General features: G+C 63.6%; 25 protein-coding genes. 4 read left to right on the top strand and 21 right to left on the bottom strand.

Annotated elements, in window-relative coordinates; genetic code table 11:
* Window positions 1–7: 7 nt before the first annotated feature.
* Entirely contained in the window at window positions 8–337 is a 330-nt protein-coding gene (locus tag AC5P5R_RS04225) for a TonB-dependent receptor (RefSeq protein WP_223025135.1), read from the bottom strand.
* Window positions 338–383: 46 nt separating this feature from the next.
* Between AC5P5R_RS04225 and AC5P5R_RS04220 the strand changes: the two genes are divergently transcribed.
* Window positions 384–572 (top strand): arginase family protein, encoded by a 189-nt coding sequence (locus AC5P5R_RS04220; RefSeq protein ID WP_187756563.1) that lies wholly within the window; start codon window positions 384–386, stop codon window positions 570–572.
* Window positions 573–601: 29 nt separating this feature from the next.
* On the opposite strand, the gene AC5P5R_RS04215 is transcribed toward AC5P5R_RS04220, so the two are convergent.
* The 13 genes from AC5P5R_RS04215 to AC5P5R_RS04155 form a co-directional block, all read right to left on the bottom strand.
* On the bottom strand, window positions 602–1,153 hold the full coding sequence (locus AC5P5R_RS04215; RefSeq protein WP_031269107.1) for a DUF305 domain-containing protein: 552 nt from the start codon (window positions 1,151–1,153) through the stop codon (window positions 602–604).
* 74 nt (window positions 1,154–1,227) lie between these two features.
* The gene (locus AC5P5R_RS04210) at window positions 1,228–1,503 is read right to left on the bottom strand and encodes a hypothetical protein (protein ID WP_005413412.1); all 276 of its coding nucleotides are present in this window, start codon (window positions 1,501–1,503) and stop codon (window positions 1,228–1,230) included.
* A gap of 21 nt (window positions 1,504–1,524) precedes the next feature.
* The gene (locus AC5P5R_RS04205; RefSeq protein ID WP_024957401.1) at window positions 1,525–3,660 is read right to left on the bottom strand and encodes a copper-transporting P-type ATPase; all 2,136 of its coding nucleotides are present in this window, start codon (window positions 3,658–3,660) and stop codon (window positions 1,525–1,527) included.
* Between the two features lie 247 nt (window positions 3,661–3,907).
* A complete protein-coding gene (copD, locus tag AC5P5R_RS04200; RefSeq protein ID WP_017354978.1) occupies window positions 3,908–4,837 on the bottom strand; it encodes a copper homeostasis membrane protein CopD in 930 nt (309 codons plus the stop codon).
* Window positions 4,838–4,847: 10 nt separating this feature from the next.
* Complete coding sequence (gene copC, locus AC5P5R_RS04195; protein WP_005413416.1) at window positions 4,848–5,231, bottom strand: copper homeostasis periplasmic binding protein CopC; 384 nt, start codon at window positions 5,229–5,231, stop codon at window positions 4,848–4,850.
* Window positions 5,232–5,409: 178 nt separating this feature from the next.
* The gene (locus AC5P5R_RS04190) at window positions 5,410–5,760 is read right to left on the bottom strand and encodes a four-helix bundle copper-binding protein (RefSeq protein WP_012480213.1); all 351 of its coding nucleotides are present in this window, start codon (window positions 5,758–5,760) and stop codon (window positions 5,410–5,412) included.
* Window positions 5,761–5,830: 70 nt separating this feature from the next.
* On the bottom strand, window positions 5,831–6,355 hold the full coding sequence (locus AC5P5R_RS04185) for a DUF411 domain-containing protein (protein WP_012480214.1): 525 nt from the start codon (window positions 6,353–6,355) through the stop codon (window positions 5,831–5,833).
* A 14-nt stretch (window positions 6,356–6,369) separates the two neighbouring features.
* Window positions 6,370–6,915, bottom strand: a complete 546-nt coding sequence (locus AC5P5R_RS04180; RefSeq protein ID WP_223224792.1) for a nuclear transport factor 2 family protein — start codon at window positions 6,913–6,915, stop codon at window positions 6,370–6,372.
* Window positions 6,899–7,669: a c-type cytochrome gene (locus AC5P5R_RS04175; protein WP_005413420.1), complete on the bottom strand. Its 771-nt coding sequence runs from the start codon at window positions 7,667–7,669 to the stop codon at window positions 6,899–6,901. The genes AC5P5R_RS04180 and AC5P5R_RS04175 overlap by 17 nt, the downstream gene beginning before the upstream one ends.
* Before the next feature lie 12 nt (window positions 7,670–7,681).
* A complete protein-coding gene (locus AC5P5R_RS04170) occupies window positions 7,682–8,950 on the bottom strand; it encodes a copper-binding protein CopB (protein ID WP_005413421.1) in 1,269 nt (422 codons plus the stop codon).
* Window positions 8,947–10,815 carry a copper resistance system multicopper oxidase gene (locus tag AC5P5R_RS04165; protein ID WP_012480217.1) on the bottom strand — a complete coding sequence of 623 codons (1,869 nt, stop codon included), beginning with the start codon at window positions 10,813–10,815 and terminating at the stop codon, window positions 8,947–8,949. Before AC5P5R_RS04165 ends, AC5P5R_RS04170 begins: the two co-directional genes overlap by 4 nt.
* 113 nt (window positions 10,816–10,928) lie before the next feature.
* Complete coding sequence (gene copL, locus AC5P5R_RS04160; protein WP_012480218.1) at window positions 10,929–11,348, bottom strand: transcriptional regulator CopL; 420 nt, start codon at window positions 11,346–11,348, stop codon at window positions 10,929–10,931.
* Between the two features lie 174 nt (window positions 11,349–11,522).
* Window positions 11,523–11,873 carry a helix-turn-helix domain-containing protein gene (locus tag AC5P5R_RS04155; RefSeq protein ID WP_043033515.1) on the bottom strand — a complete coding sequence of 117 codons (351 nt, stop codon included), beginning with the start codon at window positions 11,871–11,873 and terminating at the stop codon, window positions 11,523–11,525.
* A gap of 122 nt (window positions 11,874–11,995) precedes the next feature.
* On the opposite strand from AC5P5R_RS04155, the gene AC5P5R_RS04150 reads away from it, so the two are divergent.
* Entirely contained in the window at window positions 11,996–12,754 is a 759-nt protein-coding gene (locus AC5P5R_RS04150) for a hypothetical protein (RefSeq protein WP_223224790.1), read from the top strand.
* 20 nt (window positions 12,755–12,774) lie between these two features.
* Here AC5P5R_RS04150 and AC5P5R_RS04145 read toward each other — a convergent pair whose 3' ends face one another.
* A complete protein-coding gene (locus AC5P5R_RS04145; protein WP_021201903.1) occupies window positions 12,775–13,827 on the bottom strand; it encodes a DNA-binding protein in 1,053 nt (350 codons plus the stop codon).
* 274 nt (window positions 13,828–14,101) lie between these two features.
* Between AC5P5R_RS04145 and AC5P5R_RS04140 the strand changes: the two genes are divergently transcribed.
* A complete protein-coding gene (locus AC5P5R_RS04140) occupies window positions 14,102–15,682 on the top strand; it encodes an ATP-dependent nuclease (RefSeq protein ID WP_026070029.1) in 1,581 nt (526 codons plus the stop codon).
* Window positions 15,660–16,757, top strand: coding sequence for a UvrD-helicase domain-containing protein (locus AC5P5R_RS04135; protein WP_043033512.1), 1,098 nt, complete (start codon window positions 15,660–15,662; stop codon window positions 16,755–16,757). Before AC5P5R_RS04140 ends, AC5P5R_RS04135 begins: the two co-directional genes overlap by 23 nt.
* A gap of 15 nt (window positions 16,758–16,772) precedes the next feature.
* Here AC5P5R_RS04135 and AC5P5R_RS04130 read toward each other — a convergent pair whose 3' ends face one another.
* Genes AC5P5R_RS04130 through AC5P5R_RS04105 form a run of 6 tightly spaced genes read right to left on the bottom strand, consistent with a single transcriptional unit; the run spans window position 16,773 to window position 23,495 of the window.
* Window positions 16,773–17,048: a hypothetical protein gene (locus AC5P5R_RS04130; protein ID WP_019184735.1), complete on the bottom strand. Its 276-nt coding sequence runs from the start codon at window positions 17,046–17,048 to the stop codon at window positions 16,773–16,775.
* Window positions 17,045–20,236: an efflux RND transporter permease subunit gene (locus AC5P5R_RS04125; RefSeq protein ID WP_049402758.1), complete on the bottom strand. Its 3,192-nt coding sequence runs from the start codon at window positions 20,234–20,236 to the stop codon at window positions 17,045–17,047. Before AC5P5R_RS04125 ends, AC5P5R_RS04130 begins: the two co-directional genes overlap by 4 nt.
* An 8-nt stretch (window positions 20,237–20,244) precedes the next feature.
* Window positions 20,245–21,195 carry an efflux RND transporter periplasmic adaptor subunit gene (locus AC5P5R_RS04120; RefSeq protein WP_021201906.1) on the bottom strand — a complete coding sequence of 317 codons (951 nt, stop codon included), beginning with the start codon at window positions 21,193–21,195 and terminating at the stop codon, window positions 20,245–20,247.
* Window positions 21,192–22,469, bottom strand: a complete 1,278-nt coding sequence (locus tag AC5P5R_RS04115) for a TolC family protein (protein ID WP_043033510.1) — start codon at window positions 22,467–22,469, stop codon at window positions 21,192–21,194. Before AC5P5R_RS04115 ends, AC5P5R_RS04120 begins: the two co-directional genes overlap by 4 nt.
* A gap of 55 nt (window positions 22,470–22,524) precedes the next feature.
* A complete protein-coding gene (locus tag AC5P5R_RS04110; protein ID WP_012480228.1) occupies window positions 22,525–22,881 on the bottom strand; it encodes a hypothetical protein in 357 nt (118 codons plus the stop codon).
* Window positions 22,878–23,495: a cation efflux transmembrane domain-containing protein gene (locus AC5P5R_RS04105; protein ID WP_005413376.1), complete on the bottom strand. Its 618-nt coding sequence runs from the start codon at window positions 23,493–23,495 to the stop codon at window positions 22,878–22,880. Before AC5P5R_RS04105 ends, AC5P5R_RS04110 begins: the two co-directional genes overlap by 4 nt.
* Between the last annotated feature and the right edge of the window lie 24 nt (window positions 23,496–23,519).

The raw sequence follows: 23,519 nt of genomic DNA, 5'->3' as shown, positions 1-23,519 counted from the left end.
TCGTGGCTTACCAGTGGTAACCAAAGCGGACATTCCAGCGACGACCCAGCAAGTCGTACGTCATGGTGTCGGTGTCGGTGTTGGGGTTGTTCTTCACGAACGGCGCCTTCTTATCGAGCACTTTTTCAACGCCGGCGGAGATATCCCACTTCTTCTTGATGCCGTAGCTCAGTTGCAGGCTGTGGTACACCACGCTGGACACATGCGAGCCGATCGTGTCGGGCACGGCGATGATGTCGTCCGCGCTGCCGATGTACTGCGCCGAATAGACGCCGGTCCAACGGTTCTTGCCCATACGCAGTGAGCCCAAGCCACGCCACTGGGTGTAGCTACCCAAGCCGCTGGTGATCTTGCCGGCGTACTCAATGGTGGTGGCCCCGGGCGTGAGCGCCCCCAACCCACGCGGGGTGAGTCTGGAGGTCCTGGAAGCCCTGCTGGATCTGGTCATGGCCTCGGGCAAGGTACGTGTGGTCGACGTGGCGGAACTGTGTCCGCCCCTGGATCCGGATCAAGCCACCGCACGTGTGGCCGCGCGTTTGATCCACCGAATGGTCAGTGCGCAGGCTCAGTGAAGTGATATCGGCTGGCAAAAGGCAGTGAGCTAATGGGAACGCTCAGCCAGCAACTGCTTCATTTGCGCGATCTCCTGTGTCTGCGAGGTAATAATGTCCTGGCAGAGCTTCACCAACTCAGGATCCTTCAGACGATTCTCCTCACACATCAGGATGGCGCCAGCGTGGTGGGGAATCATCGAACGGATGAACTGTTTGTCAGTGACCGCTGCTTGAGTGCGAATGCCCCACCAGCAGAACAGCATGAACGCCACCGTCAGACCAGCCAGAATCAGATTGCGTCGGCGATCGGGGTACATGCTGGACATTAGCCACAGCTCGATCAGCAGCATGGGAGCGGCCATCAGGCCCGCCATGTAGAACTGGTTCACGTTGTTATAGACGTTAGCCCACTGATCGACCATTGCGTACATCAATGCGTACATGGCCACGAAAGACAGGCCCATCATCAACAACAGGCGGCCGTAATGGCCTTGATGCCCTTGTTGTGCCTGGTGGGCAGGTTGGTGTGAGGCGTGCGGTTTTGCGTGCTGGGACTGCGGGTCTTGCGCGTTTTCGTGCGTACCGTGCGAAGAGGACATAACAATCTCCGTGGGAATGGCAGAACGGCGGAAGAACCCGCGAACTGTTGGAACAGCTCCCGGGCTGAGAACACTTACATACCCTTGCCGGCAGCGAATTCCTGCGGGCTCAGCTTGCCATCTTTGTTGCTATCGAGCATGCCAAAGTGCGGCGCCAGCTTGTGCTTGGCCAGTTCTTCCTTGGACAGCGAGCCGTCCTTGTTGGCATCGAGCTTGGTGAAATCGGCATCGGCCGCCGCCGGCTTGTGCTGACCGTGGTCGGTGGTGGGCGTGGTGGTCTGGCCGCCGGCGAAGGCCGCGCCCGCCATCAGGAACAAGGCCATCATCGAGAGGGAGGCATAACGCTTCATTGCAGTACTCCTTGTGGGATATCAGTGACAGGAATGGCCGCGCGCAGGCTCATCGGCGCGGTCAGGGTGGGGGGTGGCAACAACGGTGGAGCCGGACAAACGCAGGGCATTGGTGACCACCGAAACCGAGCTCAGGCTCATGGCCAGGGCCGCCATCATCGGACTGAGCAAAAGGCCGAAGCTGGGATACAGCAAGCCGGCGGCGATAGGCACGCCGATGGCGTTGTAGACGAAGGCGAAGCCCAGGTTCTGCTTCATATTGGCCACCGTCAAAGACGAGATGGCACGGGCTTGCACGATGCGCCTCAAATCACCCTTGACCAGGGTGAGCTGGGCGCTGGACATGGCCACATCCGTGCCCGTCCCCATCGCGATGCCCACATCGGCTGCCGCCAGGGCCGGCGCATCGTTGATGCCATCGCCAGCCATGGCCACGCGACGACCCTGGGCTTTGAGTTGCTGGACCAGGTCGGCCTTGTCCTGCGGCTTGACGCCACCACGCACATCCTCGATGCCCAGCGTGCGCCCCACGGCCTCGGCCGTCGCCTGTGCGTCACCGGAGGCCATCACCACGTGCAGGCCATCGGCACGTAGCAGGTTCAAGGCAGGCAAGGTCGTGGCTTTGATGGGATCAGCCACCGCAATGGCGCCGGCCAACCGACCATTGACCGCCAGGAACATCACGCTAGCGCCTTCTTTCCGAAGACGCTCGGCGCTGCTTTGCAAAGGTGCTACATCGGCGCCAACCGACGCCATCAGGCTTTGGTTGCCGAGCACGACATCCTGATCGGACACGCGCCCGCGGACGCCTTGGCCGGTGAGCGAATCAAAATCTTGGGCGGCCACCAGGTTCAAGCCACGTCGCTGGGCTTCAGCCACGATGGCCTCGGCCAAGGGGTGCTCACTGCCCTGCTCCAAGCTGCCGGCCAAACAAAGGATCTGATCGGCGTCGAAGCCGGCGTTGGAGAGCGTGTCGCGAAAGGCTGGACGCCCCTCGGTCAACGTACCGGTCTTGTCCACGATCAACGTGTCGATCAGACGTAGCTGCTCGATCGCCTGAGCATCGCGGAACAGGACCCCGACCTGCGCAGCGCGGCCAGTGGCGACCATGATCGACATGGGGGTAGCCAAACCCAAGGCACACGGGCAAGCAATGATCAGAACCGATACGGCATTGAGGACGGCAAAGGTCCAGGACGGTTCGGGTCCAAACAGACCCCATCCGAAGAACGTGAGCACCGCCGTGGCCAGCACGGCCAGGACAAACCAGTACGCCACCTTGTCCGCCATACGCTGCATCGGCGCGCGGGAGCGCTGGGCTTGGGCTACCAACTGCACAATCTGCGCCAGTACCGTCCCGGATCCGACTTTGTCCGCCCGGATGACTAAGGCGCCCGTCCCGTTGAGCGTGGCGCCTATAACGTGATCACCGACAGCCTTCTCCACCGGAATGGGTTCACCGGTCAGCATCGACTCATCGACACTGGCGCGGCCTTCGATGACTTCCCCATCGACCGGCACCTTCTCGCCCGGTCGTACGCGAAGCAGATCACCCACGTGCACGTGATCCAGCGCAACGTCCTCTTCGCCCCCATCGGGTTTGACGCGGCGAGCCGTCTTGGGCGCCAATCCCAGCAGGGACTTGATGGCCGCCGAGGTTTTGGAACGCGCCCGCAGTTCCAGCAGCTGTCCGAGCAGGGTGAGCGAGACGATGACCGCTGCCGCCTCGAAGTAGACCCCTACCCGTCCATGCTCGCGGAAAGAGTCCGGAAACAGGTCCGGTGCCACGGTGGCCACCACGCTGTAGCCAAACGCGGCGGCCACGCCGATGCCGATCAGCGTCCACATGTTGGGGCTGCGATTGCCGATGGACTGTAGGCAGCGCTCAAAGAAAGGCCACCCCGCCCAGAGCACCACCGGGGCGCTCAGCACGAGCTCAATCCAGGTGCGCGCCTGCGTGGACAAGCCGGGCAGACGGTGTCCCAGCATGGCCAAGACCAGGACGATCAACGTCAAAGGCAACGTCCACCAGAACCTTCGGGTGAAATCGCGTAACTCTGGATTGTCGTCCTCCTCCAGCGAGGGCATCTCCGGCTCCAGCGCCATGCCGCAGATCGGACAGGTGCCGGGACCTGGCTGACGAATCTGCGGATGCATCGGGCAGGTGTAGACCGTGGCGTGGGTACCGCTGGGTTGGGCCACCGCTGCTGGGGCGGTCACTTCAACTTGCTGGGGAGCATCGTCCGTATAGCGGACGGGATTGGTGATGACCCGTCCATCCGCAGCCTCGACAGGGGCTGCGCCTGCAGAATGGTGATGGTCATGGGACGACGGTGAGTTCATGCCGATGCTCGCTTTAGTGGGGATGGACTGCCAAGGCAGTGTGCCATTGCGGGTTACACAGCTATTCGGGGCTGAGCGTCCCGAGCACTGAAACAACAATCAGGATCAAGATGGCCAGCGCGGCCTCAGCCGTAACACTCTGCCGCAAAGCCCGCACCTCCTGCGCGGGATCTCCGCTGGTCAGCGCTCGTTCCAAGCGCGGCACCAGCGTCCATCGGTGCAGCGCTCCCAAACCCAGCATTCCAGCGAACAGGGCCAGTTTGAAAAGCAGCAACTTCCCGTAGGTGCTCTGGAACAGGGCCGAAAACGACCACGCGGTGAGATCCCCGTAGTGCGCGATGCCGGACACGATGAGCGCACCAACGAAGATCGTTCCCAGCGTCGAAAAACCATGCAGAAAGTCATGCGTTGATCGCAGACGCCCGCTGCCGTTCGTCTCTTTGCCGCGCAGCAGCATGGCAAGGAACATCAGGACCGCTGCGATCCAGCCGCCTGCCGCGAGAAGATGGACGATGCCTGCAGCAAGCCGGACCGCGCCTGCCAAGCCCTCGCCAGCGGCGGCGTGGCCGTTCCATGCCAGCGAAGCGAGTGCGCCGCCCGCCAGCATCGCCCCCAGCGGGAAGGCGGTCTCCACCTTCCCGCGGCGACGATGCCATCCGAGCACGAACATCAGGGCGACCAGCAGCGCGCCTCTCGCCATGGCTGCCCGGCCCGCGGACGTCTCGAGCAGATACCAGCCAAGCGATGCGCGATCAACCTCGGCAAGCGGCATTCCCATGATGCCCGCGGTCTTGAAGACGACATCGAGCCCGGTGAGCACGAGACCGGCTACGGCACCCGCCAATAGAACGCCCATGAGTGACCACCCGGCCAAGGCGTCGGCGAGTGCCGATCGACGCGACCCGTACCAACCGAAGAGTGGAACCCCGAAAAGAACCATGATGACAAGGTATTCCAAGAATCTCAGTGCATAAGCCGACAGGTCGAACATTCGCGACTCCTCAGCGCACCGTGAAGCTGAAGCTGCCCGGCATGGGGTGGTTGTCACCACCGACGGCGCGGTATTCCACGGTATAGACGCCCGGAGCCAGCGGTCCAGGCAACTTGGCACGCAGGGTCTTGCCGTTGTTGACGATCTCGGTCGTGAAATTCTCGATCGGCATGGTGGAACTGCCGTGCTTCATGAGCAACTTGAGACGCGACGCCCGCGGAATCAATGTCTCGTTGAACACGAGATCGATCTGGCCTGGCGAGGCCACCACCGCATTTGCCGCCGGTGTGGACTGCTGCAGCGCGGCGTGGGCGTGCGCGACCTGCAGCGAAAACTGCCCGGCCGCGATTGCGAGGACGAGCGCGAAGGAGCGAATGACGTTGGACGACTTCATATGGATAAATCCTCATTGGAATGTGATGCAAAGCCCGTTCGGGAGGGGCCGCGCTGTGTTCGATGCGACAAGCGTTAGATGTCGGACTGTCACTGAAACCACGATTTGTCGGATTTTCTTGATACTTCCGCTTTCGCGAGACGAGGATCCCACCGGCTCAGGCGGGATCCTCGACGCATTACGCTGCCATGGCGCTGCAGCTTTCCGCGCAGCGGCGACAAACTTCGGCGCAGCGCGTCATCTCAGGGTCGTTCATGGCGTCGCATGCATCGGCGCACTGGCGGCAGATCTCCGCGCAGGCACCGCAAACCACGTCGTGAACGCTGGCACCGCGCAGCATCGCGTCGGCACTGGTTGCGCAGGTATCGGCACACGTCGCCAACAGGGCGATGTGCTCCGGGGCCGCGTGAACACCTCCTTTGGTCAGGCAGTAGTTGATGGTCTCCAGGCAGATCGCATGGCATTGCGTGCAGTTGTCGATGCACTCGTTCATGGCCTGGGGCCGGTGTGCTGCGGAATGGTGAGTCATGTAGTTCTCCTTCTTCCTCGCGGGCGAGAATCGGCGCGCCCGCAACACCGTCCCCTGTTGCTGCGACGGATCAGTGCTGTGCGAACGGTTCAGTGGTTCCGTCGCGATGTATCAGCTCGACCGTGAACGGCTGCTGGCGTCCCTCCGGGACCTCCATGCCCGGAGAACCAAGCGGCATCCCTGGGAGGACCAGGCCGCGTGCGTTCGGCTTTTCTTCGAGGAGACGCTTGATGTCCGCGGCCGGAACGTGGCCTTCGATGACGTATCCGCCGATCTCGGCCGTGTGGCAGGAGCCCTTTGCATAGGGGACACCCAACCGCTCCTTGACCAGACCCAGGTCATCCATGTCGTGCACATCCACGGTGAATCCCGCCTTCTGCACGTGGTCGATCCAGACACCGCAGCACCCGCAGGTCGGGGTCTTGTGGACGGTCATGCGTGGCAGGGCTGCTGGAGTCGCGTCGGCTGATTGGACGACAACCTGTGCGGAGGGCGAGGTCGTGGGTTGCGCGGATGAAGCATCCTGGGTGCAAGCACCCAGACCAGCCACGGCAAGGACCACAAAAGTCAGACGGTGCAATGTGAGCGTAGTCATTTCAATCTCTCGACTCAGCGCTTGGTCCGCGAGGACCAGTGGATGTGGACGATCCGCCAGCCGTCCGCGGTCTCCTTCAGCACCATCGTCTCGTCGCTCTGGACGGTCAGTGGCTGGCCGTCCTTCTGGGCATGCAACTCGCTTTCGGTTCCGACCCACGCGAACTCGCCAGCGGCTCGTGCGCGCTGACGGAGCAGCTGGCGATGGGCGCCCTTGAGGAACGCCGCATCGCTGACTGCGTGATGGCCCATGTATTCCTCGCGGCTGCGTTCGGCGCCCCCGGACTCGAGGATGAGAACGTCGGCAGCGAGCAGGGCTTCGACCGTGGCCAGATCGCCGCTAGACAGGGCCCTGTTGAAACGCTCCGCTACGGCGACCGCGGCCTCTGCAGTGACTGGGACGTCGACGTCCGCAGATGCCGCGGCAGCGGGGTGATGTGCGTGCGGCTGTGTCGCCTGCGCCATTGCGGGGGACACGACGGCCAGTGCCAGTGCGAGGGTGAACGAGATTGCTGTTGCGTTCATTGCGTGGGCTCCAAGAAGATCAATGGGGGTGCGCATGGCCGTCATCGGCCACGGGCGTGTGTGGTGCAGGGTGCGACTCCACCTTGCCGTCGGGATGGCCGTGGCTCACCAACCCGACTTCCGTGTCGCTGGGTGTCGGGCCGTGGTGATCGTCGTCCACGCCCGGCGGGTGCGCATGCGGCATGGAGTTGTTGCCCGGCTCGAATAAGGCAGGGTGATCCTCGGCCTTTTCGTCGTCATGGTGGCCTTGCGTCTCGCCGCCGCCATGCGAATGGCCCTCGCTGCTGTCGACAAGTTCCTTGTACGCAGTCGCGTCCAGCGTGGGCAACTTCTGCAGGAAGGCCGACATGTTCCATATGAACTCATCGTCCATGCTGCCGCCCCAAGCGGGCATGCCGCTGGCCTTGATGCCGTGCTTGATCACCCAGAACGCCTCAGCTGGAGCGACCGGCTGTTTGCTTAGGTTCGGTGGCGCGGGGTACAGGCCCTTGCTCATCTCGGTGGCCGCCGCGTCTGGTGAAAGATGGCAGGTCACGCACATGGCGTTGTAGTTGCCCGCACCCTGGCGGATACGCTCAGGATCATCAAGGTTCGTGGGTAGCTGAAGCTTGGCGGCGCGCACCTCAATGGAACGCTCGCGCGCCGTTTCAAGTAGCGCATACACCGGGCGACTATGCGGATCGTCGGCGGCCACGTTGTACACGCCCAGAGAGAGCGTGGCGGTTGCGACCACCGCAACCAATGCCACGCCGGCACCGAGCCATACCCACATCTTTTTGTTGGATTTCATTGTCAGTTCCCCTTAGAACCAGGTACGAAGGCCGATGACCAAGCGCGTGTCTTCAAAGGACTCGCCATGCTCGCGTCGCATGTCTGCGGTATTGCCAAACGCGCGCTCGTACACCACGCCGATGTAGGGAGCGAACTTTCGGGTGAACTCATAGCGAAGTCGTAGCCCCGCCTCAGCGGCACTCAGACCCGAACCTATCCCGCGCAATGGATCGTTCTTGCCATAGGCGGTGACTTCCACCAGCGGCTGCAAGATCAGCCGGTTGGTTAGCAGCAATTCGTACTCGGCCTCGACATTGGCGGCAGTCTGGCCCCCTTCGCCGAGATAGGCTGTGGCGGACACTTCGAACTTCATCGGCGCCAAGCCCTGTACACCGATAGCGGCGAAGTTCTGCGATGCCCCAGGCTTGAAGTCATGACGCACACCGGCCACCACATCCCACCACGTGGAGATACTGCGGCCGTAAAGCACTTCCAGATCAGCCGACTCGGTCTGACCATCCGTGCGTTCGCCTTCACTGCGGAGCCAGACGCGATTGAGGTCCGTACCGATCCAGCCCTGGCCCTCCCAGCCCAGCCCGGTGCCCGGATCGGCATCCCAGGTTTCCAGGCGATTGAGCAGCACGTAGCTCTTGATCGAGTTGTCATGCACCGGATGCGCGTGTTCCGGCGCGATGGCCGCCTTGCGATCCGCGTCCGTCACCGCGGGAATCGGGGTGCGCGGCTGCGTTGGCGCTGCAGGCCCGTGTCCCATCTGACTGTGGTCCATGCCCTCCATCGATTGCATTCCCGCTTCTGGTGTAGCGGGCGCGGGCGAATCATGGCCCATCTGCGAATGGTCCATCCCCTGCATCGCAGGCGTGGCCGTGCCGGAGGTGTCGGCTGCAGCGGGCTGTGCCATCTGACTGTGATCCATGCCCTGCATCGACTGCGCCTGCGCTGTGGGCGCCGCAGGTGTGCTCGCGGGCGAGCCGTGCCCCATCTGCGAATGGTCCATGCCCTGCATGGCAGGCTCGGCTGCGTTAGCCTGCGGCTCGGCGTGGCCCATCGCCGCATGATCGATCGTCGCTTCGCTCGTCTTGGCCGGTGTTGCAGGCTTTTGGGCTGGCGCAGGTTTTGATGTCGGTGCCTGATGTGCAGAGTGATCCTGAGTCTGGGTCTGCGCGCCCTGCTCCATCTGCATGGAGCCGTGCTGCATAGATTGGGCGCTGGCCGCATTGGCCAGGGCCAGCGAGATAGCCGTCAGCGCAGTCAGGGTGGTATCGCGTCTATTGATGTTCATTCGTCGACCCTCACCGTGCGCATCATTCCGGCTTCCATGTGATAAAGCAGGTGGCAATGGAACGCCCAGCTGCCCAACGCATCGGCACGCACGCGATACGTGCGTCGGCTACCTGGCGGCATATCCACCGTGTGCTTGCGCACCATGAAGTTGCCGTTGTCGTCCTCCACGTCACTCCACATGCCGTGCAAATGGATGGGATGGGTCATCATCGTGTCGTTAACCAATACGATGCGCATACGCTCGCCGTAGTTCAGCCGCAGCGGCTCGACATCGGAAAACTTCTGACCGTTGAAGCCCCAGGAGAATTTCTCCATGTGTCCGGTCAGATGCAGCTCGATCTCGCGACCGGGGTCGCGTCCGTCAGGGTCTTCAAAGGTGCTCTTGAGCATGGAATACGTCAGCACATGACGGCCGTTATCGCGCAGGCCATTGCCCGGATCATCCAAGCGCGAACTCACGCTCATGGCTTGGTTGTCCAACAGGGGATTGTTGGTCTCGCTAGCAGGGTGTGATTGCATGCCCCCGTGCTGCATGCCTGCCATGGCACCATCGCCGGCGGCGGGCATCGCATGGCCTGCATGGGCCGAGGTCGCGTTACCGCTGACAGGTGGGGTCATGCCAGGCATGCCCATGGCCGCACCACAGCCGCCTTCCATGCCCTTGCTGCCGCCAGACATATCCATCGACCCATGATCCATGCCCATGTCTGCCATCGTCAGCAGCGGCCGGGGATCCACAGACGGAACGGGCGCGCGTAATCCTTCGCGCACAGCGAGCGTGCCGCTGATGTAGCCGGTGCGACCGGAGTCTTGGGCAAAGATGGTGAATGCGTCCTGCCCGGAGGGCTCCACGATCACATCGAAGGTTTCTGCTACCGCGATGCGGAACTCGTCGACGGAAACCGGATGGACATACAAGCCATCTGCCGCCACCACGGTCATCTTCAGCCCCGGAATACGCACATCGAAGTACGTCATGGCAGAGCCATTGATGAAACGCAGGCGCACCTTCTCGCCACTGCGGAACAAACCGGTCCAGTTGCCCAGTGAGGTCGTGCCGTTCATCAGGTAGGTGTAGGTGTTGGCGTTGACGTCGGACAGGTCCGTGGGCGTCATCCGCATCACGCCCCACATCTTGCGATCTTCCAACGTGGCCGACAGGCCGTTGCGCTTCACATCGCGCGCAAAATCGCCGACCGTGCGCTTGTAGTAATTGTCATGGCCCGGCATCTTCTTCAAACGATCGAACAGGGCCGTCGGGTCCAGGTCTGTCCAATCGCTCAGCATCACGACGTAGTCGCGATCGAAACTGAAGGGCTCCGGCTCCAATGGGTCGATGACGATCGGGCCATAGAGCCCGGCTTGTTCCTGGAACCCTGAGTGGCTGTGGTACCAGTAGGTTCCGCCCTGATGCAGGGTGAACCGGTAGTGGTAGGTCTCACCACGTCCGATACCGTCAAAGCTCAGACCCGGCACGCCGTCCATGTTGGCCGGCAAAATGATGCCGTGCCAATGGATGGAGGTGTCCGCGCCATGGATGGAGTTAGCGGGCAATGCATTAGAGACGCGCAAGTTGACCGTGGTGCCTTCCCGCCACCGCAGCAACGGCGCCGGAACGGACCCGTTGACCGTGATCGCGGTGCGGGTCTTGCCGGTGAAGTTCATCGGCGTCTCGCCAATGGTCAGGTCAAACTCAGTGCCCGATAGTACGTTGGGTTGTCCCGGCCCCTTGAGCGCCCAACTGGCTTTGGGCCAGAAACCTAATCCTGCGACTGCGCCTCCCAAGGCCAAGCCTTGGACAAATCGCCGCCGCGAAGGCAGCAGCGGTCCACCGCGTGGACCACGAAAATCATCATGCGACATGAAAATGCTCCAAGCGTCGTGTTGCCACCGGCGGGCGGTGGTACAGAGCGGGCGGCTGGCCTAAACAGGCATGCAAGCCACACCAACGGCGCCATTGCGGCGCCTAGGGACGCTTAGCCGATCGGTGGTCGGATCAGATGAGGCAAGGCAGGTGCCGCATGCCCTAGGGGCAGCGGCATGACATCCAGGCCCAAGGCCAGTTGCACCGAAACATGCAGGCGCGCAGGAAGTGCGCTCGCGCAAGCGTGTACGCAGGCGCACCGGCACGCAGAAGACTTGCAACAGTCGGGACCGGCATGGTCGCCATGCCCAGTGCCAGCCTTTTCAATCGATGTGGCATCGGGATGATGCTCAGCACTGTGATGGGCGAAGCAGTCTTCGTCGACTTGCACCGCGGCAGCCACTTCGCTGGCCTGCTCTTCCATGACCGGGTTCATACTGACGGACGCAAACGCCGACCACGCGCCGTTAAGCACGAGCATGGCGATCAGGAACAGTCGCAGTAGAAGTGAGGAGGCTGACACGGGCGACATGGTATATCACTTTAGACAAGGCGCGTGTGTATCGGTCGTGAACAAAATCTCAAGTAAGCCTGAGATGTCGCGACTTGTCAGTCGCACTAGCCGCGGACACTGCAGCTCCCTCCAGAAGCGCCCAAAGGGCGGGTTGAGGCGAAGAGTTGCCCATAGGGCGAGCGCTTGTTCGGTTTACTTCTCGGGCGTGGCCTCGATCAGCTTCACCAACTCGCGCTTCTGCTGCTTGCTTAGCGAGCCCCAGCGCAGGAGCAACTTGGCCAGCAGATCATCGTCGGTGTAAAGGAAGGCGGCGGGGATCCCCAACGCTTGGGCCAACCGCTCAGCAATCTCCAGCATGGGCTCGTGCTTGCCACGCTCGTACTGGTTGATTCGGGGGCTGGCCACGTGAGGATCCAGACCGGCCCGGATGCCCAACTCCTTCTGCGACAAACCCGTGTGCAGGCGGGCTTGTTTGAGGCGTCGAGCGAAGGTCGGTGTTGAGTCGACGGACAAAGTCACGCGCGCACCCCATGGAGACCCCATAAGGATGGCGGATGTACCCAGCCTTGCATACTAAGATATTCTTAGCTTTGAGGCAACCGGCGACACCGGTAGCGCCGCCCCCCCCCCAGGAGCCACGCCGCTCCCTCATCCCCGGAAACCGCATGCCCGGAACCTCGTCAATGACGCCATCTGGGGTCGCCAGCATCGAGGAGTTGGGCCTTCGTGGCACCCTTTTCCTAGCCGCACTGTTAGCCGCGCAGCTACGACGCCTACCGGTGGCGCCCACACGCCGCTCCACCTTGCTGGTGCTGGACACGCTGCGAGACTTGGCCTTGATCCAAGTTCCCTGGCCAGCGGATCGATGGCAGATCCGCCCCGATGCCGAGGTCACGCCCATCGAAGATCTGCAATGGGCTTTCGCCTGGTCTACCCACGAGCGCAGGCACCTGCTCCCGGTGCTGGAAGACCAACTCGGCGATATGGCACACGATGTAGACTTGGCGGACGCGAAACTGGAGCTGTGGGATGAACTTGCACTCTGGGAGACCGAGCAGTTTCTGGAGCAGCAATTGCTCAAACATCACTTCGACCCAGGCTGGGCACGTGATGTGGGGTTCGTCTTTCAATCCGGACCGCGGGGCTTGCCGATCGCGCGGTGGCGTTACTGCTGCTGGGCGGCGGTACGCCAAGGTGCCTCGGTGGCGATGCGTCTTGGCGTGCACGACAGCGCCCATGTGCGGGAAGCCATCTTTCAGGAGGTCCAGAAGCGCCTGCGCTACCTGATGACCAGTTCGCCCGAGCAAGGCATGTTCAAGCCCTATCATTTGGCACCGGAGTCCTCAGTAGCCAAACTGTTTGTAGATTGGGTCGTCCCTATGGAATGGGCGTACTGGACAGGTGAGCGCCACCCCAGCCGCTAGCAGACAAACGAGCAGCCTCGTCAGTCGGCTCCCCCATCTTGCGCATGGCCGCGCCGAGTTTTCTTCACCGCATTTTGTGCTGGCGTCAGTTGATTCAGTAGAGGCTCTAGCGCTTCAAGACGTGCATTGGCACGCAACGCATCGGCTTCAGCGCTCTCGCGGCGCTCACGCTCCCGCGCAAGGGTGTCTTGAACTTGAGCTAGCTCGTTGCGCATGGTATCCAAGGTCTTGGCGTCAGTCTTCCAGCGCTCCTGCAGTGCCAAATAGTCCGTCGCGGTCTGGCGCAACGCCACGACCTCGCTGTGTTGGCCTTCGTGGGCCTGTCGTAGCTGGGCAAGCTCACGCTCAATCCGCCCGTGGCGCTCCAGCCATTGACCATTGTCGCGGTTCAGCACCAACAGCTCCTGATTCTTCGCGCCCAAGGCTTCATTGGCCTGACGTAAGGCTACTTGCAGCTCTTGGACCTGATGCTCGTGACGGCGAAGCTCTTGCTCACGCTGCTCTTTGGTTGAAGTGCGGTAGTGCTCAAGCGCTTCCCGGGCATGGGCATGCTTGTCCTCCAGAGAACGCGTATGCGCCTCATGATCAGCCAGCCGCACCGTCATGCCAGCGATGCGCTCGTTCAACTGGGCGATTTCCGCGATCCTGTCACCTAGATTCTGTTGAAGGAGGGCGTGAGCAGCTTGCTCTTGGTGCAGGCTTGCTTCGGTGCGCTGCAGCCGACTGCTCAAGGCGGCAGCCTCCTCTTGGGCACCGGAAAGCGCCTGTTGCCGACTGTGGAGCTCAGCCTGATGGCGCTCACGCTCCTGGGTGAGGATGGCCTCTGCTTCCTCCTGGAGCCGCGAGGCCAAGCGCGCAACCAAGTCCTGCAAAGCATCACTAACGGCTACCGTCCTCGCCGGACCGCCGCCTTCCTCTCCTTCCAGTTCACGCAAGTAGCGGTGGATCGTGGTCTTGGAGCCCGTGTTGCCCAAGGCCACTCGCACCGCGTCGACTGACGGCTTCTTGCGTTGGGCCAGCAGCGCGTCGCGCGCCTTCTGGACGTCACTCTTATAGAGTCCTGCGCGCGCCATCGTGCCACCTCACTTTATTTCGTAATGTATTACATACCATGTAATTACATACTATTAAAGCAGGTAGACGACCGCTCGTCGGCGAAAATAGTTATACGGGATAATATTGAATTATCCCGCGTAAGGCGGATTCTGACCCTTCCCGGCGTCCCAAGCAGTACGAAACCGCCCAGGGCCGGCGATCGCTGGGTAGTATGGCCCAGAGCGGAAAGGAGGCCAGCCAGGGTGCAGGCAGGCTCCGCCACCGAGCCCGTTGGCCATCATAGGACTGTGCATGCCGATCGAACGTATCGTCATCGACAACTTCAAGTCGTTTCGCCATCTGGACCTGCCCCTCAATGCCCACATGAACCTGGTGGTGGGCGACAACGAGGTCGGTAAATCCACCCTGCTGGAGGCCATCCACGCGGTGGTCACCGGCCAGCTGCATGGGCGCAATCTTGCCTACGAGCTCACGCCCTACCTGTTCCACCAGCCCACGGTGCAGGAGTACTTGGGAGCGCTTGCCACGGGCACGCCGGCCTCGCCGCCACGGATCTCCATCGAAGCCTATCTGGGCGCCGACGCCGCGCTGGCGTCGTTACGCGGCACCAACAACTCCCTGCGTCTGGATACCGCCGGCATCCGGCTGCTGGTCGAGCTCAACGACGACTACCGCGAGGAGTTCAACGCCTACCTGCAGCAGCACCAGGGCGCGGTCAGCCTGCCGGTGGAGTACTACACGGTGCGCTGGTACTCCTTCGCCAACAATGGCGTCACCGCCCGTAGTATTCCGTTCGACTCGACCATCATCGACACGCACGGCATCAAGACCTTGTCCGGTGCCGATCGCTATATCGCCGGCATCATCGAGCAGGCACTGACGCCTGCGCAGCGCGTCTCGCTGTCGCTGAGCTTCCGCCGCATGCGGCAGAGCTTTTCCGAAGAAGCGGATGTGGCAGCGATCAATGCCTACTTGACCGAGCACACCGGGGACATCAGCCACAGGGCATTGACGGTAGGCGTGGACACATCGCCGCGCTCAACGTGGGAAACCAGCCTGTCACCCTACCTGGATGAGCTCCCGTTCACCCAGGCCGGCAAGGGCGAGCAAAGCGCGGTGAAGATGAAGCTGGCGATGCACGCGGCCGGCGCGGCTCACGTGCTGCTGATCGAGGAGCCGGAGAACCATCTGTCCTATTCCAGCATGACCCAGCTGATCGACAAGATTGCGGCCCTCTCCACCGCCCAGCAGGTGATCATCGCCACCCACAGCAGCTTCGTGTTGAACAAGCTGGGCGTGGACAACGTGATCCTGTTCAGCGCGCAAGGCCAGATGAAGCTGGACCAGCTGCCCAGCGATACCCACGACTATTTCATGAAGCTGCCGGGCCACGACACGCTGCGGTTGATCCTGGCCAAGCAGGCGATCCTGGTGGAAGGCCCTTCCGACGAACTGATCGTGCAGCGTGCCTACAGTGACCATCACGGCGTGGCGCCGATGGCTCACGGCGTAGACATCATTTCGGTCAAGTCGTTGGCATTCAAACGCTTCTTGCAGATTGCCGATCGACTGAGGATTCAGGCCAAGGTGATCACCGACAACGACGGTGATATCGCAGTTGTGCAAGAGCGCTATGCCGAGCACATCAACGCGATCTATTACGATTCCGACGAGAGCGCCCCTTCGCTGGAAGAGCAGCTGATCAAAGCCAACTCGCTGGCCGAACTCAATACCGTGCTGGGCAAGGCCTTTGCCGATGAGGTGGCGCTGCTCAAGTACATGAAGGGCCATAAGACCGATACGGCCTTGGCGATTTTCAATAGCCCGCACTCGATCAGGTTCCCGGACTATGTCCAGCGTGCCATCACCTAACCGGGTCCTGCTCTCGGCAGCCGGCTCGGGCAAGACCACGTTGCTGGTCCGGCAGGCCTTGGAGCGACCTGAGCGCCGCATCGCGATTGTCACCTACACGCTGGAAAACCTGGAAGAGATCCGGCGCTCGTTTGAGGCCCACGCAGGCGCGGTCCCCGCGCATGTCACCTTGCACAGCTGGTATGGCTTTCTGCTGCGCCAGTGCATTCGCCCGTACCAGGCTGCGCTTTGCCCTGAGCCTCGCATCGAGACCATCCTGTTCGTAGAAGGTGTCACCAACAACCGCGCCCCACGCACCCAGGTGGCGCGCCACTACCTGGCGGGCAACCGGATGTATTCGGACCGAGCGGCCGATTTCGCTGTGCGCTGCGATGAGCTGACCCAAGGCCAGGTCGTGGCGCGATTGGCGGCGATGTACGACGAGCTCTACATCGACGAAGTCCAGGATCTGGCCGGCTTTGATCTGGATCTGGTCGAACGGCTGTTGAAGAGCGAGATTGCCATCACGTTGGTAGGCGATACGCGCCAAGCCACGTATGCGACCAACTATGCGCAAAGGTACAGCCAATACCGTGGTCCGAATCTGGCAGCGCTGTTTCAGATTTGGGAGGCCGACGGCTTATGCCGGCTGGATCACCGCCTCACCAGTCTGCGCTGCGTCCAGGCCCTGTGCGATATGGCTGACACGCTCTATCCGCAGATGCCGCGGACCCAATCAGGCAATGGCGAGGTCACCGGACACGATGGCATCTACCTCGTCGCTCCAGGGGATGTGGCCGCGTACATGCAGGAGTTCGCCCCCACCGTGCTCCGGCATGACCGGCGGCAGGCGTGCGACGGACTGCCGGCGGTGAACTTTGGGCAGTGCAAGGGCCGCACCTACAGTCGGGTCCTCATCTTTCCGAACGGGCCGTTGACGCAGTACCTGCGCACGGCCGATGCAGCGCGTATCACCGCGCCGCCGAAATACTACGTGGCCTTCACCCGGGCGCGGCAAAGCGTGGCCTTTGTGTATGCCGGCGCGTGCGCGTTGCCGGGTCATCAGCTCTATGCGCCTGCCAGCGCAGACGCATAGAGCCAGGGGCTGCGATCACATCTTCTTTAACGGCGCCGCGGTGGGCGGCGGCGGTACCGGGCCCGGGTCGTTGAAACACAGCATGATCTGATCGATGCCGAATTGATCGGCCAGGACCTGGGCAATCACAGCATGCACCAGGTCCAGGTCGACCGAGGGCGCCGCGACCGTGATGGTGGCCGCGATCGCACGGCCATGCTCACCGGCGACCAGGCGCAGGTCGTCCACCGCTTTCACGCCCGGGTCGGTAAACATCGCCGCACGGACCTGTTCCAGGTTGAGCTCGTTCATGGGGACTCCAAAGCAGTGCTACCGGCGCGGGGAGCTCGGTCGCGATGCAGCCAACGATAGAGCACCGGCAGCACCAACAAGGTCAATGCGGTGGATGAGACGATGCCGCCGATGACGACAGTGGCCAGCGGCCGCTGCACTTCCGAGCCAGCACCGACATTCAAGGCCATGGGTAGGAAGCCCAGCGAGGCTACCAGGGCGGTCATCAACACCGGTCGCAGGCGTCCAAGGGCGCCGTCGCGCACAGCGTCGTCTAGCGGATCGCCCTGTTCGCGCAGACGGCGGATGAAGGCGATCATGACCAGCCCGTTGAGTACGGCCACGCCCGACAGCGCGATGAAGCCCACGCCGGCAGAGATCGACAACGGAATCCCGCGCAGAGCCAGTGCCAGCACACCGCCGGTCAGCGCCAGCGGCACGCCACTGAACACAATGGCCGCATCCTTGGCCGAGCCGAAGGCCATGAATAGCAGAGCGAAGATCAACGCCAGTGTCACCGGAACGACCACGCCCAGGCGTTGGGTGGCCGAGATCAGCTGCTCGAAGGTGCCGCCGTAATCGATCCAGTAGCCCTCTGGAAGCGCGACATCCTGGCCGATGCGTGTGCGCAACTCGCCGACGAACCCGCCCAGATCGCGCTCGCGCACGTTGGCGGTGATCACCACGCGGCGCTTGCCGTTCTCGCGGTTGATCTGATTGGGCCCGCGCTCTACCTGGATCTTCGCCACTTCCCGCAGCGGCACCGTGCGAGGCCCCCCATTGGCGCCGGCGGCCAGACGGCTGGACTCATCGACACTGGTGCTTGCCGGCAGCGGAATGGGCAGATCTGCCAGCACAGCGGGGTCTTGGCGCTGCGCTTCGGGCAGGCGCACGACCAGGTCGAAGCGGCGGTCGCCCTCGATCAACTGGCCGGCAACACTGCCCCCAATGGCGGTGGCCACCGTTTCCTGCACATCGCCCGGGTTCAGGCCATACCGTGCCAATGCCGCCGGATCTGGCGTGATGGTCAGCAGCGGCAGGCCGGAGACCTGCTCGGCCTTGACGTCTTCGGCGCCGGGGACGCTACGCATGACCCGCTCGACCCGGCTGGCCAGGCGCGTCAACTGGTCAAGGTTGTCGCCGTAGACCTTGACCGCCACGTCCGAACGGACGCCGGAGATCAACTCGTTGGTGCGCATCTGGATGGGCTGGGTGAACTCGTAGTTGCTGCCCGGGATTTCCTTGGCCGCCGCCTCCAGCTCTTCCACCAGCTCGGCCTTGGGCTTGCGCGGGTCGGGCCACTGGTCGCGGGGCTTGAGCATCAGGAAGGTGTCGGCCATCGACGGCGGCATAGGATCGGTGGCCACCTCGGCGGTGCCGATCTTTGAGAAGATGTTGGCCACCTCCGGGAACTGGGCCAGGCGCTTCTCCAGCGTTTCCTGCATGGCCACCGACTGCTCCAAGCTGGTGCCGGGAATACGCATGGGCTGCAAGGTGATGTCGCCCTCATCCAGGCTCGGCACGAACTCCGAACCCAAGCGGGTGGCCAGCACGCCACAGCCCACCACCAGCACGGCCGCGCCGGCCAGCACCACCACGCGCCGACGCAGGGCCCAATCCAGCAGCGGCGTATAACGGGCACGCGACCAGCGCATCAGGCGGTTGTCGTGCTCAGCCACACGGCCGCGCAGGAAGCTGGCGATCGCCGCCGGCACGAAGGTCAGCGACAACACCATGGCGCCGGTCAGGGCCAGCACCACCGTGATCGCCATCGGGTGGAACATTTTTCCTTCTACCCCGGACAGCGAGAAGATCGGCAGGTAGACCGCGGCGATGATGCCCAGGCCAAACAGGCTGGGACGGATCACCTCGGCGGTGGCCGAGGCGGTCAGGTCATAGCGCTCTTCATCGTTGAGCTGGCGGCCTAGCGCGTGCTGCGCCTCGCCGAACCGGCGCAGACAGTTCTCGATGATGATCACCGCCCCGTCCACGATCAGGCCGAAGTCCAGCGCGCCCAGGCTCATCAGGTTGCCCGACACGCCGCCACGCACCATGCCGATGATGGTGAACAGCATCGCCAACGGGATCACCGCCGCGGTGATCAACGAGGCGCGCACATTGCCCAGCAGCAGGAACAGCACCACCACCACCAGCAGCGCGCCCTCGATCAGGTTCTTGGACACCGTGCCGATGGTGCGATCCACCAGCGCGGTGCGGTCATAGACGGCCTTGGCATGGACGCCGGCAGGCAGGCTGGCGTTGGCGGCATCCAGCTTGGCCGCGGCCGCCTGGGAGACTTCCCGGCTGTTGGCGCCGAACAACATGAAGGCGGTACCGACCACGACCTCGTGGCCATTCTGGGTGGCCGCGCCCGTGCGCAGCTCCTTGCCTTCGCCCACGCTAGCGACGTCGCGCACCCGAATGGGCACGCCATCGCGCCGGTCCAGCACGATGTTGCCGATTGCCTCCAGATTGGCTAGCTGGCCCGGCACGCGCACCAGGAACTGCTGTCCGTTGCGCTCGATGTAGCCGGCGCCGATGTTCTGGTTGTTGCGCATGACCGCGGCGACCACGTCGTTCAACGTGAAGCCCAGCGCCACCAACTGAGCTGGATCGGGAGTGATGTGGATCTGCCGCTCGAAGCCGCCGATGGTGTTGACCTCGGTGACGCCGGGCGTGGTGCGCAGCTGCGGCCGGATCACCCAGTCCTGCAGGGTGCGCAGGTCCGTGGCCGTGTACGGGGTGCCGTCGGGCTTGCGAGCGTTGGGCTCGGCCTCCACGGTGTACATGAAGATCTCGCCCAACCCGGTGGAGATCGGCCCCATTTCCGGGTCCAACCCTTCGGGAAGCTGGGAGGCGATCTGCTGCAGGCGCTCGGCGACCTGCTGGCGGGCAAAGTACAGGTCGGTGCCGTCCTTGAAGACGACGGTGACCTGCGAAAGCCCGTAGCGCGACAGCGAGCGGCTGTAGTCCAGCTTGGGCAGACCGGCCATGGCCGTTTCGATGGCAAAGGTGACCCGTTGTTCGGCCTCCAGCGGCGAGTAACCCGGGGCCTGGGTGTTGATCTGGACCTGGACGTTGGTGATGTCGGGTGTGGCGTCAATGGAAAGGTGACGGTAGCTCCACACGCCCAGCGCAACCAGCGCAGCGGTGAGCACTAGCGTCAGCCAGCGATGGCGGATGGACAGCCCAATGAGGCGTTCGAGCATGGCGGGCCTCATTCTTCTTCCACGGTGGACTTTTCGATGTCGGCCTTGATCAGGAAGCTTTGGGCCACCACCACCTGTTCACCGGCCTTGAGGCCTTCCAGCACTTCGGCGCGTTCGGCGTCGCGGCGCCCCAGCTTCACCGGCCGGGTGTGGTAGGTTTCGCCCTGCTGCACGTAGACCACGTCCTGGTCTTCTGCGGTCTGCAGCGCCGTGATCGGCACCACCAACGCTGCCGATTGGCGATCCACGGTGACCCGCGCCTTGACCGCCGACCCCGGCCGCCACAGGCCATCGGTGTTGGCCACCGTGCCGCGCGCAATGGTGCTTTGGCTGGCGGTGGCGGTGCCGGGCAGGACGCGCTCCAAGGTGGTCTGTGCGGTGACGCCATCGCTCAAGCGGGTAACCGTCACCGGCACGCCAGCACCGATGTGCTGGGCGTCGGCGCCGAAGATGTGCAGGTCCACCCACAGCGTGGACAGGTCGGCGACCTCAAACAGCGGCGCGCCCTCAGCGGCGGCCATGCCTACGGCGGCCGTGCGCGCCATGACCACGCCACTGATCGGCGCGGTGACGGTATAGGTGGTCAGGCTCAGGTTGCTCTCTACCGTGGCCAGTGCCTGGCCGGCCCGTACCTGATCACCCACGCCCGCACGCACGGAGCGGACCGGTCCGGGGAAGCGTGCCGTGACCTGCGCGATGCGACCGTCAATCGGGGTCAACAGCCCTTGCACCTCATGCTCGTCAGCAATCTCACCGGGGCCTGCCGGTGCGACCTGGATACCCGCTGCCTGCGCAGCTTTGGCGGCAATCTTGGTTTCCAGCGGCGCTTCCTCGTGCTCGCCGTGCTCTTCGCCCTCAGCGGCGGCGCCGCCTTCGGACGCTTCGTTGGGGGCCGACGCGTTGCAGGCGGCCAGCATCATCAGGGCCATGCCCAGTGCGGTCCAAGAAAAGCGATTCATGGGGTCTCTCCGGTGGAAGCAGCCGCCGGCGGCGCGACAAGCGCTTGGCCGGTCAGGCGTTGAATTTCGATCAGGGCGCGCTGCGCATCGAGCGCCACGTCCAGCTGCTGCTGGGCCATGGCCGTGCGTTCGGACTGCAGCTGTGCCCATTCCAGGTAGCTGATCGCGCCGGCGCGATAGGCGCGCTCGGCGGCCTTCTCAGCCCGGGCCAACTTCGGCAGCACCTCGCCTTGCAGCCGTGCCACCTCGGCCTGCGCCACGGTGTAGCGACCATGGGCTTCGACCAGCGTGGAATACAGCGACAGGCCCTTGGCCTCGCGCTCGATCGTCAGAACCTCCAGCTCGGCTTCGCCGGCGCGGATCTCCGGCTGCGCGCGGCTGCGGCTGCCCAGTGGCATGGACAGGCTGGCCACCAGCGCGGTGTCGTCAGTCTCCTGCAGGCGGCGCACGCCCAGCTGCCACGACAAGTCCGGCGAGGCCGCCGAACGCGCCAGCTGCAGTCGTGCCTGCGCGATCCGGCGGGCATCGGCAAACTGCGCCAACTCGGGAGTGCGCTCCAATTCCTCGGCCAGCGACTGCATGGACGCGATCGCCGGCAGGGTCATGGGATCCGCCGCGGCCACCTCGAAGCTCGGAGCACGTTCGCCCCAGAGGGCAGCAAGGTGCTGCCGGGCGGCAATGCGCTGCTGCTCGGCCCGATCACGGGTCAACTCTGCTCTCGCCAGTGCTGCTTGTGCGGTGAGCATCACCGATTCGGGAGACGCGCCAGCCTGCAGGCGCTGCCGGGCAGCGGCGACGGTCCGCTGGCGCTGGCCGACATCCATGTTCGTCAGGCTGCGTTGCCGGTCGGCACCGACAACGGCCAAATAGCGCTGCGCCGTCTCGGCGAGCAGGTCCAGCCGCCTGGTCTCGCGCTGCACGGCCAGTGCATCAATCCGGCTTTGGGCCAAGGTGCGGCGGGCGTCGAGCTTGCCGCCGCGCTCCAGGACCGAGCTCAGGCTCAAGGTCAACTCCGCGCTGTCCAGGCCACGGGCCGCGCCCGTGCCCAGCGCATTTTCAACCTCCGCCCCCAACGTCCACGGTGGCCGCTGCACGGCCTGGTCGCGCTCGGCAGCGAGCACCGTGGCTCGCGCATCGACCAGGCGCAGCTCGGGGTGGGTTTGGGCCACGCGTGCAAACGCGTCGTCCAAGGTCATCAGCTCTTCTGCTGTCGCCGGCGTTGCCGCCGCGCTCAACAGTAGCCACGCGGCCAGGGCCGCCAATCGCACATGCATGAAGTACTCCAGAATTTTCGATAGCCAACAGGGATCCGGCGCACGCCGGCGCGCATCACCCTGCGATCGGCGGCCGGAACGGCGCGAGCAGGTGCTCATGCCGATATCTGTCCGCATGGGCTGTCGCCGACGGCCAATGCCGGCCGATATGAGCAATGGCCAACACTATTTCTGGAGCCGGCGCGGCCTGGCTACAGCACAGCACCAGCTGCTGTAGCCGGTGCAGCGCGGCGTCTACGCCACGCTCGGAAGCTGGTGATGCCACTGCCGGGTCATGGTCGGCCGCGGCCAGATGGGTTTGAGCATGGAGCTCGCCAACCACTGCCAGCACCGGCTGCGTCACAAGGCCCACGGCCAAGTGCGCCAGCAGCAGCCAGCGCAGGCCACAGCTCAGCCGGCCAAGCGCTGTCATGCAGGCGTTTTGCGCGCGTCGGCACGCGCCCGGCGAGCATCACCCAAGATCTCGAAAGCCTCCTTGATCACATACAGGCCGATCAGGGCGCCGATCACGAAATCCGGGTAGGGGCTGGCCAGCCACCACACCAACAGGCCGGCCAGAATCACCCCAACGTTGGCCACCACATCGGCGCGGGTAAACAGCCAGGTCGCTCGCAGATGCACTTCGCCAGACTTCAAGGGGGCGAGCATACGGAGCACCTTCAGGTTCACGGCCAGCGAGACCAGAGCGGTACCGATCATCCAACCGCTGACCGGCTCGGCGCCGTACATCACCCGGCGGCCGACTTCGACCAGCACGCCTACGCCCAGCACCAGCAGCACGCTGCCACTGACCCACGCGGCGTTGGCCTTGAAGCGCGCCGTGCGCCCGATAGCGACCAGGCCAATGGCATAGGCGGTGGCGTCAGACAGCATGTCCAGCGCGTCAGCCAGCAGCCCGGTGGAATGGGCAATCCAGCCGGCAATGCCGCCGATCACGGCCATCGCTGCATTCAGGACCAAGGCGATCCAGAGGATGCGTCGCTCCTCCTTGTTCTTGGCTTCGTGGTGGCACCCGCAATCACTCATGTCTTGGTCCTCTGCTGTGTTGTT

The sequence above is a fragment of the Stenotrophomonas sp. YJH_SMC_19 genome, assembly GCF_059367915.1.
Note: the sequence above shows the minus strand (reverse complement) of the source record. Positions and strands in the feature narration are given on the sequence as shown.

Excerpts from the sequence above, each read along its gene's own strand:
- AC5P5R_RS04215 (WP_031269107.1), bottom strand. The coding sequence starts at position 1,153 with ATGTCCTCTTCGCACGGTACGCACGAAAACGCGCAAGACCCGCAGTCC.
- AC5P5R_RS04210 (WP_005413412.1), bottom strand. The coding sequence starts at position 1,503 with ATGAAGCGTTATGCCTCCCTCTCGATGATGGCCTTGTTCCTGATGGCG.
- AC5P5R_RS04205 (WP_024957401.1), bottom strand. The coding sequence starts at position 3,660 with ATGCATCCGCAGATTCGTCAGCCAGGTCCCGGCACCTGTCCGATCTGC.
- copD (WP_017354978.1), bottom strand. The coding sequence starts at position 4,837 with ATGTTCGACCTGTCGGCTTATGCACTGAGATTCTTGGAATACCTTGTC.
- copC (WP_005413416.1), bottom strand. The coding sequence starts at position 5,231 with ATGAAGTCGTCCAACGTCATTCGCTCCTTCGCGCTCGTCCTCGCAATC.
- AC5P5R_RS04190 (WP_012480213.1), bottom strand. The coding sequence starts at position 5,760 with ATGACTCACCATTCCGCAGCACACCGGCCCCAGGCCATGAACGAGTGC.
- AC5P5R_RS04185 (WP_012480214.1), bottom strand. The coding sequence starts at position 6,355 with ATGACTACGCTCACATTGCACCGTCTGACTTTTGTGGTCCTTGCCGTG.
- AC5P5R_RS04180 (WP_223224792.1), bottom strand. The coding sequence starts at position 6,915 with ATGCGCACCCCCATTGATCTTCTTGGAGCCCACGCAATGAACGCAACA.
- AC5P5R_RS04175 (WP_005413420.1), bottom strand. The coding sequence starts at position 7,669 with ATGAAATCCAACAAAAAGATGTGGGTATGGCTCGGTGCCGGCGTGGCA.
- AC5P5R_RS04170 (WP_005413421.1), bottom strand. The coding sequence starts at position 8,950 with ATGAACATCAATAGACGCGATACCACCCTGACTGCGCTGACGGCTATC.
- AC5P5R_RS04165 (WP_012480217.1), bottom strand. The coding sequence starts at position 10,815 with ATGTCGCATGATGATTTTCGTGGTCCACGCGGTGGACCGCTGCTGCCT.
- copL (WP_012480218.1), bottom strand. The coding sequence starts at position 11,348 with ATGTCGCCCGTGTCAGCCTCCTCACTTCTACTGCGACTGTTCCTGATC.
- AC5P5R_RS04155 (WP_043033515.1), bottom strand. The coding sequence starts at position 11,873 with ATGGGGTCTCCATGGGGTGCGCGCGTGACTTTGTCCGTCGACTCAACA.
- AC5P5R_RS04150 (WP_223224790.1), top strand. The coding sequence starts at position 11,996 with ATGCCCGGAACCTCGTCAATGACGCCATCTGGGGTCGCCAGCATCGAG.
- AC5P5R_RS04145 (WP_021201903.1), bottom strand. The coding sequence starts at position 13,827 with ATGGCGCGCGCAGGACTCTATAAGAGTGACGTCCAGAAGGCGCGCGAC.
- AC5P5R_RS04140 (WP_026070029.1), top strand. The coding sequence starts at position 14,102 with ATGCCGATCGAACGTATCGTCATCGACAACTTCAAGTCGTTTCGCCAT.
- AC5P5R_RS04135 (WP_043033512.1), top strand. The coding sequence starts at position 15,660 with ATGTCCAGCGTGCCATCACCTAACCGGGTCCTGCTCTCGGCAGCCGGC.
- AC5P5R_RS04130 (WP_019184735.1), bottom strand. The coding sequence starts at position 17,048 with ATGAACGAGCTCAACCTGGAACAGGTCCGTGCGGCGATGTTTACCGAC.
- AC5P5R_RS04125 (WP_049402758.1), bottom strand. The coding sequence starts at position 20,236 with ATGCTCGAACGCCTCATTGGGCTGTCCATCCGCCATCGCTGGCTGACG.
- AC5P5R_RS04120 (WP_021201906.1), bottom strand. The coding sequence starts at position 21,195 with ATGAATCGCTTTTCTTGGACCGCACTGGGCATGGCCCTGATGATGCTG.
- AC5P5R_RS04115 (WP_043033510.1), bottom strand. The coding sequence starts at position 22,469 with ATGCATGTGCGATTGGCGGCCCTGGCCGCGTGGCTACTGTTGAGCGCG.
- AC5P5R_RS04110 (WP_012480228.1), bottom strand. The coding sequence starts at position 22,881 with ATGACAGCGCTTGGCCGGCTGAGCTGTGGCCTGCGCTGGCTGCTGCTG.
- AC5P5R_RS04105 (WP_005413376.1), bottom strand. The coding sequence starts at position 23,495 with ATGAGTGATTGCGGGTGCCACCACGAAGCCAAGAACAAGGAGGAGCGA.